The organism is Halobellus captivus, assembly GCF_007655485.1.
GTDB classification, from domain to species: Archaea; Halobacteriota; Halobacteria; order Halobacteriales; family Haloferacaceae; genus Haloquadratum; species Haloquadratum captivum.
This window is the reverse complement of record NZ_VJXQ01000006.1, coordinates 128,796-141,882: the sequence shown is the minus strand read 5'-3', so window position 1 is coordinate 141,882 and position 13,087 is coordinate 128,796. Positions and strand designations below refer to the sequence as shown.

Below are 13,087 nucleotides of genomic sequence, written 5' to 3'. Positions count from 1 at the left end.
GTGGTACCAGTAATCAATCGCGGTAAGCGGTACCAATCGAAGGGATGCACATAGTTTTATTCACCCCGTGTCACGTATGGACTCGTATGCTGCAACCACCAGAGACCGACCCGCTTAATCCGCCGGAACGGACGCTAATGGGACCGGGACCGAGCGAGGTCCATCCGCGAGTGCTTCGAATTATGAGCGCACCGCTCATCGGCCACCTCGATTCGGCGTTCATCGAGATTATGAACGAGGTTCAGGACCTCCTCCGGTACACGTTCCAGACGGAGAACCGCTGGACGATCCCCGTGAGCGGAACCGGTTCGGCGTCGATGGAGACGGCGTTCGCGAACGTCGTTGAACCCGGCGACACCGTTCTCGTGCCGACGAACGGGTACTTCGGCGGTCGAATGGCGTCGATGGCACGGCGAGCGGGCGGCGAGGTCGTCCGCGTCGAAGCGCCGTGGGGCGAGCCGCTCGATCCCGAGGACGTCGCCGAGGCGTTCGACCGTCACGACCCCGATATCTTCGGGTTCGTCCACGCAGAGACGAGCACGGGCGTGCTTCAACCGCACGTGTCCGAACTCACGAGCATCGCGCACGAGCACGACGCGTACGTGATCGCGGACTGCGTGACGTCGCTCGGCGGCGTCGAACTCCGCGTCGACGAGTGGGGCATCGACGTCGCCTACTCGGGCGGCCAGAAGTGTCTCTCCTGTCCGCCGGGCGCGAGCCCGCTCACCGTCAACGACCGGACGATGGAGAAGGTGCTCGACCGCGATACCGAGGTCCGCTCGTGGTATCTGGACCTCTCGCTGCTCGAAGGCTACTGGGGCGACGACCGGTCGTATCACCACACCGCGCCGATCACGAACGTCTACGCGCTGCGCGAGTCCCTCCAGTTGGTCGCCGAGGAAGGCCTCGAAAACCGCTGGGAGCGACACCGGACCGTCGCAGGCGAGCTGAAGGCCGGACTCGAAGGGCTCGGCCTGGAGATGAACTCCGATGACGAGTTCTGGCTGCCGTCGCTGAACGCGGTACGCATCCCCGATAGCGTCGACGACGGGCAACTGCTCGCCGAACTGCAAGAGGAGCACAACCTCGAAATCGCCAGCGGACTCGGCGACCTCGAAGGTGAGATCCTGCGGATCGGCTGTATGGGTTACTCGGCGCAGCGGAAGAATATCGAGTTCGTGCTCTCGGCGCTCGAAGAGGCGCTGGCGAACCAGGGCTACGAGGCCTGAAGCGCGCCCATCTCTCCGATCGAAGTCTGCTCCGGGCCCACGTCCGCGAAACGAAGTCAGAGGCGCGTCAACGTCCGCAAAAACGAAACGTGAACCGCGCCAACGCCTGCGAAAACGAGCGTTTCGTTCTTTTTTCGACCGACGGTGACTACTCCTGTTCGACTCTGACGTCCAGCACGGCCTGCTCGCCGCGTTCGACGGCGTCGAGACCCTTCCGAAGGGCGCTGTCGAGTGACTCCACCGACTCGACCACCTCCGTGTACGCGTCAACGACGTGCGCTGCGTGGGAGAGATCCAAAATCGGGTCGAATTTGCTCTCGGGGACGTCCGCGGCGGCGGCACTCCCGTCGGGGTGTTGATCGAGCGTGGACGTGCGAACGGCGTTCCACCGCGAGTTGTTGTACACCACCGTCAGCGACGGCGCGTCGCGGGCGGTCCCCATCCACGCCGACGCCGTCGGGTTCGAGAAGACGTAGGAACCGTCGCCGACGAGCGTGATTACCGTGTCGTCGGGCGCGGCCATCTTGACGCCGGTCGCCGCGCCAGGGGCCCAGCCCAACCCGGAACCGTACGGCGAGAGATAACTTCCCGGCCGGTCGAGGTCGAGGTGCTCTAACACGGTTCGCTTGTTCGTCGTCGTCTCGTTGAGGACGATCGTCGATTCGTCGACGACCTCGTTGATCGCGTCCGTGAGGACGGCAGGCGTCAGCGTGTCGTCAGCGTACTGCGCGTCGAGCGCGTCGGCGCGCGCTCGCCTACTTCGCTCGTGCTGATCGCGCCATAAACCCCCATCTCGCTGGGCGGCGTCCGATCCGAGACGGTCTGCGACGGCGGCGAGCGTCGACCCGGGATCGGCTCGGACGGCGATATCGGCCTCGAAGTCCCAGAGCGGGTAGTGTCGCTTTTCGGGATCGAGATCGACGTGCACGATCGGCACGTCGGCGTCGAGGGGCGGCTCCGACGCCGGTTCCCACGGCACGTCCGTGTCGGCCAGCACGACGAGGTCGGCGTCCGACATCGCGTCGCGCGGCCCGAAACCGACGTGAAGGTCGTGCGTGCGCGGGAAGCTCAGCGCCGTCGGTCGCTGTTCGACGACACCCGCGCCCGCGGCCTCCGCGAACCGGACGAGTTGGTCGACCGACTGCTCGGGGCGGTTCGCGCCGAGCTTACTGGTGATGACGAGCGGCGCGCTGGCCTCGCGCACTATCGACGCGAGCCGATCGATCGTCGCCTCGTCCGCCGGTGCGGGTTCGGCCGTCGTGAGCGAGCGCGATCCGGCCGTCGACTGGACGGTCGTCTCCAGCGCTTCGCGAGTCGCGGTGAGGTAACTCGGACCCCGACGCGGCGTCGACGCGAGCGTCAGCGCCCGCGCGACGAACTCGTCGGGATCGGCGGGGGGACGGTACTCGCCGGTCCACCGGCAGTACTGTTCGAGGATCGCGTCCTGGTCGTAGACGTCCTGGATGTACTGGATGCCGCTCGATCGCGCGCCCGGTTCGCCGCCGTGCGTGATCGGCGCGAGCCCGGCGAAGATGAACACGGGGACGTCGCCGCGGTGGACGTTGTGGACCATCGCTCCGAGGTTCTGCGTCCCGACGTCGACGTGGACGAACACCGCCTGCGGTTCCCCGGTCACCGCCGCGTATCCGGACGCCGCGGCGAGCGCGCCGGACTCGTGCGGGCACAGCACGAACTCCGGAATCGCATCGGGGTCGTCTTCCCGGAGTCGCGCCGCCGCCTCCAGGAGCGGCGGGTGGTCGGTTCCGAAGTTGCCGAAGACGTACTCCACGCCGTACGCGCGGAGGGATCGAAGCATCACCTCGGCGGCGGTCTGTTCGTCGTCGCCCGTCACGTCCGCTGCGGCGTCACCCATCTCGTCGGTCTATTTTTGATAATCGTATATAGGGGTTCGCTCTGAGAACGCGAGCAGGGTTCGCTCTCGGAACCGAGTACGGACCGCCCAGAAAGCACGATCGACTGTCGCGAGCGTCTCCGGTAACTTCGGAAGGATCACCCGGTCGAACCGCGGAGTCGGCTCAGGATTCGATCCGCTCGATATCCGTCCAGATCGCGTCGTGGGCCTCGCGTAGTCGCTTTCTCTCGCTGTCCGGGAGATCCCACTCGATTCGCCGATCGATCCCGTCGGCCGTCAGCGTTACCGGGATGCTCAGACAGCCGTCCTCGAAGCCGTACTCTCCATCCAGCACCGTGGAGAGACAGAGCGGGTCGGTGAGGTCGGGAGACGAGATCGTTCTGAGCACCCGAAGGAGGCCCGCGCCGCTCACCCAGCGAGAGGAGTCCTGGAGCCCGCGCTTCTTCGCGATTTCGAACGGGATTTCCAGAATGTCGGTGACGATTTCGTCCCGTTCGTCGGGCGACAGCGAGATCGGTTCGCCGCCGATCGAGGCCCGCGAGAAGACGGGAACGACGTGCTCGCCGTGCTCACCCATCGTCGGACACGAGACGCTGGTCGGGTGGACCTCGTATCGCCGTGCGATGGCGTCGGCGACCCGTGCGGTCTCGGCCAACGAGAAGCCGAGGAACTTCGATCGGTCCCACCCGAGCCGCGTCCAGAGCCGATAGACGATGCGGTCGACAGGGTTTGTCACGACGACCGTCGGAACCGGGTCGATCCCATCAAGCGATTGGGCGATGGCGTCGATGAGCGGGACGTTGGCCTCCAACTCCCGCGACCGTGCGCCGCGCGCACTCCGCTGTGTGTCGTCCTCACGCGGCGGAACGCGTGCAGTGATGACGACGGCGTCGAGGTCGTACTCTCCGATCTCCTCGGTCGGCGCGTAAGTGACCGATCCGGCGTCGGTGTCCGCTGCGGTCGTGTGGCCCGCCGGTGGTGAACGCGGGGCATCGGCCGAATGGTAGTTCGCGTGCGTCAAGTCGGTCGTGTGGCCCCACGCAGCGTCGAGCGATTTCTCGAACAGCGTGATAGAATTGCTCGGGTCGTCGCAGACGAGACTGTACGCAAGCGTCGAACCGATCGTACTCGCGCCGCCGATAATACCAACGTGCATACCACGACCCTCACCGTTGACGAGTATAGTTCCATAGGATGAACGGACCCGGTACAGTCGCGATCGGATGGTTCCCCGGGCCAATTCCGCGACCACGCAGGTGATCCACCGGCCAATTCCGCGATCGCCACGCAATTGTCAACGCTACCCAACCTACCGCGTCGCACGTGACCGACCGACAATATAATATATGACGATAATCAACCGATCAGTTGCTATGCGAATGGGAAGATTCGTTATTGATACACACGTTCACGGCCAGCGGGTCGCCGTGAACTTCCAGGATAGAGACGAGAAGCCGGATTACGCCACGCTTTCCAGACTAATGTGGAACGCGCAGGACGCCGATCAGGCGGACGACGACGCCGAAATCGTCACGTACCGTAACACGGATCGGCTCCTGTACGATATGGACCTCTACGGCGTCGATATGGTCTGTCTCCAGCCCGGGTTCGGGTTCAGCGACCGACTTCACGGGAAGATGGTCGAAGAGCACCCCGACAAGTTCGTCGCGTTCGCCCACCCCTACGAGACCAACCGAAAGGCGGTCGCTGGCGAGGAGGAGTGGGACATCGACCGCGCCTGCGAGGAGATGGACGAACGGCTCAGCCAGGACGGCTTCGTCGGCATCGGCGAGATGCTGCCGTTCGATCCGACGATCACCGACCGCGCCGAGCGAATCCCGTGGGAGGAGCGCCACGACCAGCTCCGAAAGATCTACGACGTCGCGGCGAAGCACGACGTGCCGGTTCGCTGGCACCCCGGCTCCGTCAACGGCGGCTACGAGCGCGACCCCGGCACGCTCCTGCCCGACCGACGCGACATCAAGTACGCAATCGACCTCCACCTCGAGTACCCGGAAGTCCCGGTCATCATCGACCACGGCGGCGTCCAGGGCAACTGGCGGAAGAACGTCGAGGACTCCTGTAACGTCGCCGCGACGTACGACAACGTCTACATCGAGATCGGTAACTACTGGGCGGACCTCCTCAAGCGGCCGATGAACGACCCGAACATCGGCCCCGAGCAGCTGATCTGGGGGACCGACTGGGGCGCGTCGTGGATCGCGACCAACAACCCGGCGAACCGCTCGACCGGCGAGTACGACTACCCGCCGTCGCGATGGACCCAGATCAAGAGCCGAGGCCTGCAGGCCCACCAGTGCGACGCGTGGGGCACCTCGATGCGGCAGATCGACAAGTACGTCCGCGAGGCCGACATCCCGGCCGACGACCTCAATCTGATGATGGGCGGAAACGTCTGCCGCCTGCTCGACATCGAACCGCCGCACAAGCGGCTCTTCCCGGAATACATCTGACGCCGCCGTATGCAGGTATCACCCAGAGTTGAGCTGCCAGCGGTTCGAGAGTTATCCAGCATCGCCGCCGAAACCAACCCGGACCGTGTCGCGTTCGGAAACGGGATCTCCGGTCGGGAGATCACGTGGGCCGAGTTCGATGCGGAGAGCAAGCGCGCGGCCAACGCCCTCCGAGAGCACGTCAGGCAGGGCGATCGAATCGCCTACCTCACCGAGGCGAGCGTCGAACAAACGATACTCTGGAACGCTGGCCTGAAGGCGGGGTGTATCGTCTCGAATCTTCACGTGCGCGGCTCGCCGGAGAGCGTTCGCACGTGCATCGACTCGCTCCGTCCGCGAGTGCTCGTGGTGGACGAAGAGCGCTCCGAGTTCGTCGAAGAACACGTTTACGACTCGGTTTCGACAGATATCGCCGCAGTCGTCACGACGGGCGAATCACAGACGGAGTACGAGCGACCGCTGTCGTCTTTCACGACCGATCAACCCGCTGACGAACCCGATGTCACGAGCGACCCCGACGACGTCGCAGCCGTGATGTGGACTTCCGGAACGACCGGCAAGCCGAAGGGGTGGTGCCACACCAACCGGAGCCTCGTCCTCCGCGCGATGAAGCTCGCACACAAGAAGGGGACCACCAGATTGACCCGCGTGTCGAACTTCTTCACGCCCTCGTTCGCCGCGTGGTACTCGACGACGTTGCCGACGATGCTCGCGAACGGGTCGTCGTACTACGTGAAACAGTGGAGTCCCGAGGCGTACGTCGAACTCGTCGAGGAGCGTTCGATCACCAGTTCCAACCTGGTACCGACGATGTGGCGAGAAGTGCTCCGCGTGCCCGACCTCGAGGAGTACGACCTGAGCAGCCTCGTGACGGTCGAATCGGGCGGCGAAACGCTCACGACGACCACGCTAGAGCAACTCCAGGAACGCATCTCGCCGTCGGTGTCGCAATCGTACTCCGCGACCGAGGTCTGCGGCACGTACATCGATGCCGAGGAGATGCAGGGAGACCGAATCGACAGCGTCGGGAAACCGCATCTCGGCGTACAGGTACGCGTGATCGAGAGCGGGGGATCACCCGACGACGTCGTCGATCCCGGCGAGGTCGGAGAGATCATCGTGAAATCCGCCGAGTCCGCCGTGTGGGTCTGGGAAGATACCGAAAAAACGCGGGAATCCTTCGAGGACGGCTGGTGGTACTCCGGGGACCTCGGCTACCAGGACGAGGAGGGCTACCTCTTCATCGAGGGCCGAGACGACAATATGATCCTCTCGAAGGGCATCAAAGTGTTCCCGACGCCGGTCGAGGAGCGACTCAACGCCCATCCCGACGTGGTCGAGGCCGCGGTCTTCGGCGTCGAAGACGAGGAGTACGGCGAGCGGGTGACCGCGGCCGTGCACGCGACGGACGCTGACCTCACGGCCGAGGACCTCGACGAGTGGTGCTTGCAGAGCGACTCGCTCTCTCGATACGAACGGCCGCGTGCCTATCACTTCTATGAGAGTACGCTCCCGCGGACGGCCAGCGACAAACTGGACCGCACAGCCATCAAGGAACGGTCCGTCGGGGAATCCGAACAGTAGCTGAATCCCTCGTTCGAGGACATCCGACACACGTTCCCCGGAGGGTACGATCGCACGCGACCAAAACACTTATATTATAATGATTGTATCTTTTCTTCTATGGTAAATGGTACCAGAGATAACGATAGCCGTAGCACCGCTCGTCGCCGTGGCTTTCTGAAAAAGGCCGGACTTCTCGGGACCGTCGGTCTCGCAGGATGTATGGGTGGAAACGACGACTCCTCGAGCGACGGGGGTAGCGACGGCGGCTCCTCCGGTGGGGACAGCGGCGGGAGCGACAGCGGCGGGAACAGCGGGGGCGACTCCGATTCGGGCTCCGACGAGGGCAGCACCGAAGAGACGCTCATTATGGGGACGGCCTCGGAAGTGAGCGCGAACTTCGCGATGATGTCGGGACTCGGCGGCGTCGTCAACGAGAACAACGACGAGGTGTACCTCGACGTCCGTCCGAGCGCCTCGATGGCCGCGAACGTCGGGCGACTCGAGAACGACGAAATCGACGTCGCGTTGGTCGAGAGCACGACCGCACACGACGTCAACGAGGGCAACGAGCCGTTCGGGGACGTCGGCGTCGACCTCCAGCTTCTCGTCCACGGCTCCACGTCGGACTGGTTCCTCTTCGCCGAAGACGAGCGGTTCTCGAGCATCGACGACATCGGACCGGACGACTACGTCGCGCCCGGACCGGCCGGATCGCGCGTCACGGATATGGTCCGCCGCGTCCTCGAACTCAGAGGCATCGAATACCAAGAGCGGAACGTCGGGTACGGGGACATGGGCGCCGCGGTTGCGGAAGGCCGTGTCGACGTCGCGCTCGGCGCGTTCACCAACGTGTTGGTCGGCACCGTCACGCCCGGTTGGGTACAGGAGATCAAGGGGACCGTGGACGCCCGGCTCCTCGAAATCCCGTCGGAACTCCAAGGCAACGTGAACGATCAGGGATGGGGTAACTCCTTCGAGTTCGAGGTGGATTCCGAGGGATGGGCCCACGTGCCCGACACGCCCCGCTCGATGTCGCAGGTGACGTGGATCTACGGAACCGCCGAGACGCCGGAGGAACCGGTCTACAATATGCTGGACACGATGTACCAGAACCGCGAGTCGATGGGCGAATACCACGAACTGTTGTCGTTCTACACGGATGACGACCACTGGACGAACGAACCGCACCCTGGCTTCGACTACCACGCCGCCGCTCAGGACTTCTTCGACGAGTACGGCCTGAACTGAGGCTATCGGCAGCCCCATATTATTAAATTATGAGTGATCACCCAAGAAGGAGACGCATCCGAAAATTCGCCGATGGAAGCATCTACGTCCTCGGCGTAGGCCTAGCGCTGCTGCTGCTGTACTACGCCGAATCGTTCTACGGATCGCGAGTCCGTCACACGAACCTCGTGTTAGGGCTCTGTTTGGCGATTTTCTACATCGGTCTCTTTCGTGACGCGTTGGATCCTGACGCGACCGAGGCGGCGACGTATCTGAACTACCTCCCGCAGACCGTGCAGAACGCGTACAGCCGATTCGTCCGACCGATACTGTTCGTTTCGTTAGCCATCGTCTCGTTGGGCGTAGTCGCGTACGTGGACGTACATCACGTGCGCTGGATGGAAGAGGGCCCGATCGTCGGGTACCGAACGATCGATTACGTCGTCGGAGCCGTGATAATCTACCTCTGTACCGACGTGACGGTTCGTTCGTTCGGGAAACTGATGGCGTCTATCGTCCCGATCGGCTTCCTGTACGGCTACCTCGGTCCGTACATGCCCGGTGCGTTGTACCACAGCGGGATGGACACGATGCAGTTGCTCCGACTGACCGTGCTGGGGATGCAGGGCGTCTACGGCTTCATCCTCCAGATCGGTGCGACGTGGGTCGCGATCTTCCTGCTTCTCGCCGGGTTCACCAAGGCGTACGGCATCTTAGATTACCTGATGATCGTGAGCAAAGAGGTGAGCAAGCTGTTCAAATCTGGCATCGTGCACGCTGCGGTGCTCGCCAGCTTAGCCTTCGGATCGATCACCGGCGCGTCGGCCGCCAACACGGCGACCACGGGGAGCTTCACGATCCCGCTGATGAAAGATCAGGGGGTCGACAAGGGCTACGCGGGCGGAATCGAGACGGTCGCCTCTATCGGCGGTCAGCTCGTCCCCCCGATTATGGGCATCGCGGCGTTCATTATGGCGGATCTCCTGGGACTGCCGTACGTCAGAATCATTCAGGCGGGGCTGATCCCGGCCATCCTGTTTTACTTCAGCATCATCGTCTCCGTGCAGCTCCTGATCTACAAGTTCGGCTGGTCGACGGAGCGTAACGTCAGCGACGTCGACTACGGGGTCTTCCTCGAAATTCTCTGGTACGTGGCCCCCTTCGCCGTCCTGATCTACCTACTCGGCGTGCTGCAGTACACGCCGCTGACGGCGGGCTTCTACACCACGCTCGCGTTGGTCGGGTTCGTCTTCGTAAAGTACGTGTACGAGGAGAAGTCCGCCGGTGCGAAGAGCGCGGTGCGGGACACCGTCGAAGGGATGAAACTCGGATCGGAAGATATGGCACCGCTGCTCGTCATCCTCGGCGTGATCGGCGTCATCATCGGCGTGTTCACGCAGACGGGATTCGCCCAGCGGCTGAACACGCTGATGATCAGCCTCGCTGGCGGGAGCATTCTCCTGCTCCTGCTCTTGGCGATGGCCGTGAGCCTCATCTTCGGTCTCGGGATGCCAGCACCGGCGGCGTACGTCCTCGTCGCGTCGCTCGCGGGCGCAGCGATGGTCCGTTTCGGCGTCCAAGAGCTGGTGGCACACATGTTCGTGTTCTACTTCGCGATGTACTCCTCGCTCACACCGCCGGTCGGGCCGTCGACGATCGTCGCCGCGAAGATCGCCGAAGCGGAGTATCTCGACACGGCGGTCAAATCCTCGAAGCTCGCGCTTCCCGGGTTCGTCATCCCGTTCATATTCGTCGCGAACGACGTGATCATTTACTGGGAGTTCCCAGCGACGGTTATGGTTACCTTCGGGGTCCTGATGGGCGTCGTCGCGCTCTGTATCACGATCTTCGGCTACGACGGCAGTAGCCGACTCTCCGTCGTGGGACGGTCGATCTACGTCGTGCTGGCCGTGCTGAGCTTCTTCGGCCCGTACTTCGGGTTCTTCGACCACAGCGTGCAGGCGCTCATCGGGGTCGCCATCCTCGTGCTCGTCGTCTCGACGGCGTTCAAGACGATACCGGGCGTCTCACGGCTGTACTCGCAGTATCTCACGAAGTCGCCGCGGGCGGCCGAGGCGAACAACTAGCGACTCTCTCCGCTTTTTTCCCGTCGAGATCGACGGCCCTCGTGAGTTTTCGCCGTTCCGTTGGACTTTTGCAGCGTTGCGACGAACTCGCCGTATGCGAATCGCACGAATACAGACCCCCGACGGGCCGGTCACAGGACGCTACGAGGACGGGACCGTCGTCGCAGACGACGGGACGTACGCGGTCGGCCGCGACGGCGCGCTCGGCTACCCCTGCTCGCCCTCAGCGCTGTACTGTGTCGGCCGCAACTACGCCGAGACGCTCGATCAGATGGACTACGACCGCCCCGAGGAACCGGACTTCTTCATCAAGCCTCAAACGTCTCTCATCGGCCCCGACCGGCCGATTCGGTACCCATCGTGGACGGACGAACTGACGTACGCCGGGGAACTCGCGGCCGTCGTCGACGAGCGGTGTCACGACGTCGACCCCGAGGAGGTTCCAGAGATGATCCGGGGGTACACGGTCCTGAACGACGTCGACGCGCTCGACCAGCAGGGGCGAACCGCGCGGAAGGCGTTCGACACCTCCGCGCCGCTGGGGCCGTGGATCGAGACCGACGTCACCCCGTACGATCTCGACATCCGGACAGAGATAAACGGCGAGGTGCGCCAAGACGCCAACACCGAGTTGATGCTGTTCGATCCCTACGAGGTCGTTTCGTACCTCTCGCGGCGGTTCACGTTCCGCCCCGGCGACGTGATCGCCTTCGGAAGTCCGGCGAACCCGGGCACGATCGAACCGGGCGATGAAATCGAGATCACGTACGAGGGCGTCGGAACGCTGCGGAACACGGTCGTCGAGGCGGGTTCCTCGAACTGAGTCACTCCGAAGCGTCCCCGTATCCGGGCGCGTCGAACGCGCCGTCGGCAAACTCGATCGGCGAGGGCTCACGCACCACACGGAGATCCTCGCGCGAGCGGGCTTCCTCGACGAGTGCTTTGGAAGCAACGAGTCGATGGAGGTGCATCGTATCGGGGGCGCGCAGGACGCGAACCGTGTCGGGATCGACGACACCGATAGTGGAGAGCGCGGCGACGAGTCCGGCCCGATCGGTCTCGACAACCGGCGGGAGTCGGACGCCGCGGATCGTACTCGCGGTGAGCGCGTTGATGAGCGTCGTCGGCGCGTCGAGTTCGGCGACGATATCTTCGTGGATCACGTCCGCGGAACCGACGCCCATCGCGTTCCCGTGGGTCGTCTCGGTGAGCCCGCGAACGTAGATCCGCTTGAGCCGCGGGCGCTCCGGTTCCGGCTCGTTGATCGCGAACGGTCGCCGTCCGATGACGTTCGTGTCCAGGCCCTGTCCGCTGATGTCCTTTCCCTGGCGATCGAAGACCGCAACGTCGACATCCTCGAACGGGATCTTCGGCATTATCTCGTAGGCGGTTTCCAGTAGTTCGGCCTCCCGGTCGAGGAAGCCGCTGGGCAGAACGCCCTCGAGAAGCGCCGTGTCGTCGTGTTGATCTTCGACGATCGCGACGCCGCCGACGACCGGGAGTTCCGAGAGCAGTCGCTCGGTGATCTCGGGGATCATCTCCCGGAGCGACCAGTCGACGGCCCAGTCGTGGGCGATCTTCGCCCCTCGCTGCTTTCCCATCCCGATCACGAGCATCTTCGAGAGACCGCTCTCGACGACGCCGTCGAAGTCCGTGTGGGGCTTGATGCGGTTGATCGGGATGATGCCGTCGGCCGCCGCCGCGTTCGCGTCGGCGACGACCGGGACGTCCCGCTCGGGCGTCCGACCGACTTCGACGACCTCCATACTGGAGCGGATCTCGCAGCCGATCGCGTCCTCGGTCACGCCGAGTTCGTTGAGCATCTCCCGCTGGCCCTCGCCGGTCGCCCCCCCGTGACTCCCCATTGCGGGGAAGACGAACGGCGAGTATCCCGCGTCGGCGACCGCGTCGACGACGCCCGCGACGATTTCGGAGAGGTTCGCGATCCCCCGGCTACCGGCCCCGATCGCGATTTCACCGCCATCTGGCACCGATTCGATCGGAAGCGATTCCGCGGCCTCGGCCGCACGGTGGCGGACCTCGGCCTCGGGGATCGCCTCCGTCTCCCAAATCTGCTCGATCACACCCATTTCGGGCAGTGGCGGGTCGCCGCACGCGTCCAGGATCGTCTCCTCGGGGACAGACAGCGCACTGACGACGTCGTTCTGGTCCATACTATCGCCTCTCGTCGTTCGATAATAAACGTGTCACACTGTCGAATCCGAGCAGCGTACTTCCAAAACAGACAGCGGTATAACAGGTGTAGACATATTATTTCGTTGAATGAAACTCGCGGTTTTGGAGATTTTCTGCTACCTAGATATGTTTGTTATATATGAATCTAAGTTATTTTATATATTTCAGAATTCCTTGCTGAACTCCGCTACTACGAACAGGTTTCAGATTCATTTGGGGAGGTAGAAATCCGATTTTGGTTTTTCTGCGGCGAGGCGTTCCTGAGTTTGGCAATCTTCGCAGGACTGCGATCGCGAACAATGACAACGTCATAGGACTGGTCTGTCGCCACGAATCCACCGATACTACTCACCGCGGTAACGAGACGGCCAGCGTTTTCACTGCCGATGAAGACCATTGAAGCGTCTTCAGTCTGTGCCACCTTTCGCAGACGAT

The 13,087-nt window shown here is 63.4% G+C and carries 9 protein-coding genes; 6 read left to right on the top strand and 3 right to left on the bottom strand.

Annotation, left to right across the window (positions count from 1 at the left end; translation table 11 throughout):
- The first annotated feature begins 86 nt into the window (after positions 1–86).
- Complete coding sequence (locus FJT57_RS14345; protein WP_144906409.1) at positions 87–1,229, top strand: pyridoxal-phosphate-dependent aminotransferase family protein; 1,143 nt, start codon at positions 87–89, stop codon at positions 1,227–1,229.
- A gap of 148 nt (positions 1,230–1,377) precedes the next feature.
- Here FJT57_RS14345 and FJT57_RS14340 read toward each other — a convergent pair whose 3' ends face one another.
- Entirely contained in the window at positions 1,378–3,102 is a 1,725-nt protein-coding gene (locus FJT57_RS14340) for a thiamine pyrophosphate-requiring protein (RefSeq protein ID WP_144906406.1), read from the bottom strand.
- Positions 3,103–3,265: 163 nt separating this feature from the next.
- Entirely contained in the window at positions 3,266–4,258 is a 993-nt protein-coding gene (locus FJT57_RS14335; RefSeq protein WP_144906405.1) for a malate dehydrogenase, read from the bottom strand.
- 217 nt (positions 4,259–4,475) lie between these two features.
- Between FJT57_RS14335 and FJT57_RS14330 the strand changes: the two genes are divergently transcribed.
- The 5 genes from FJT57_RS14330 (at position 4,476) to FJT57_RS14310 (ending at position 11,279) form a co-directional block, all read left to right on the top strand.
- On the top strand, positions 4,476–5,576 hold the full coding sequence (locus FJT57_RS14330) for an amidohydrolase family protein (protein WP_162524370.1): 1,101 nt from the start codon (positions 4,476–4,478) through the stop codon (positions 5,574–5,576).
- A gap of 9 nt (positions 5,577–5,585) precedes the next feature.
- Positions 5,586–7,160 (top strand): class I adenylate-forming enzyme family protein, encoded by a 1,575-nt coding sequence (locus FJT57_RS14325; RefSeq protein ID WP_144906401.1) that lies wholly within the window; start codon positions 5,586–5,588, stop codon positions 7,158–7,160.
- A 99-nt stretch (positions 7,161–7,259) separates the two neighbouring features.
- Positions 7,260–8,390, top strand: coding sequence for a TAXI family TRAP transporter solute-binding subunit (locus FJT57_RS14320; RefSeq protein WP_144906399.1), 1,131 nt, complete (start codon positions 7,260–7,262; stop codon positions 8,388–8,390).
- Positions 8,391–8,419: 29 nt separating this feature from the next.
- A complete protein-coding gene (locus FJT57_RS14315; protein WP_144906397.1) occupies positions 8,420–10,456 on the top strand; it encodes a TRAP transporter permease in 2,037 nt (678 codons plus the stop codon).
- 94 nt (positions 10,457–10,550) lie between these two features.
- Entirely contained in the window at positions 10,551–11,279 is a 729-nt protein-coding gene (locus FJT57_RS14310) for a fumarylacetoacetate hydrolase family protein (protein WP_144906395.1), read from the top strand.
- A gap of 1 nt (position 11,280) precedes the next feature.
- Here FJT57_RS14310 and FJT57_RS14305 read toward each other — a convergent pair whose 3' ends face one another.
- A complete protein-coding gene (locus FJT57_RS14305) occupies positions 11,281–12,630 on the bottom strand; it encodes a DUF362 domain-containing protein (protein ID WP_144906393.1) in 1,350 nt (449 codons plus the stop codon).
- Positions 12,631–13,087: the final 457 nt, after the last annotated feature.

Bases quoted from the DNA above. Each gene is read 5' to 3' on its own strand.
- FJT57_RS14345 (WP_144906409.1), top strand. From the start codon at position 87: ATGCTGCAACCACCAGAGACCGACCCGCTTAATCCGCCGGAACGGACG.
- FJT57_RS14340 (WP_144906406.1), bottom strand. From the start codon at position 3,102: ATGGGTGACGCCGCAGCGGACGTGACGGGCGACGACGAACAGACCGCC.
- FJT57_RS14335 (WP_144906405.1), bottom strand. From the start codon at position 4,258: ATGCACGTTGGTATTATCGGCGGCGCGAGTACGATCGGTTCGACGCTT.
- FJT57_RS14330 (WP_162524370.1), top strand. From the start codon at position 4,476: ATGCGAATGGGAAGATTCGTTATTGATACACACGTTCACGGCCAGCGG.
- FJT57_RS14325 (WP_144906401.1), top strand. From the start codon at position 5,586: ATGCAGGTATCACCCAGAGTTGAGCTGCCAGCGGTTCGAGAGTTATCC.
- FJT57_RS14320 (WP_144906399.1), top strand. From the start codon at position 7,260: ATGGTAAATGGTACCAGAGATAACGATAGCCGTAGCACCGCTCGTCGC.
- FJT57_RS14315 (WP_144906397.1), top strand. From the start codon at position 8,420: ATGAGTGATCACCCAAGAAGGAGACGCATCCGAAAATTCGCCGATGGA.
- FJT57_RS14310 (WP_144906395.1), top strand. From the start codon at position 10,551: ATGCGAATCGCACGAATACAGACCCCCGACGGGCCGGTCACAGGACGC.
- FJT57_RS14305 (WP_144906393.1), bottom strand. From the start codon at position 12,630: ATGGACCAGAACGACGTCGTCAGTGCGCTGTCTGTCCCCGAGGAGACG.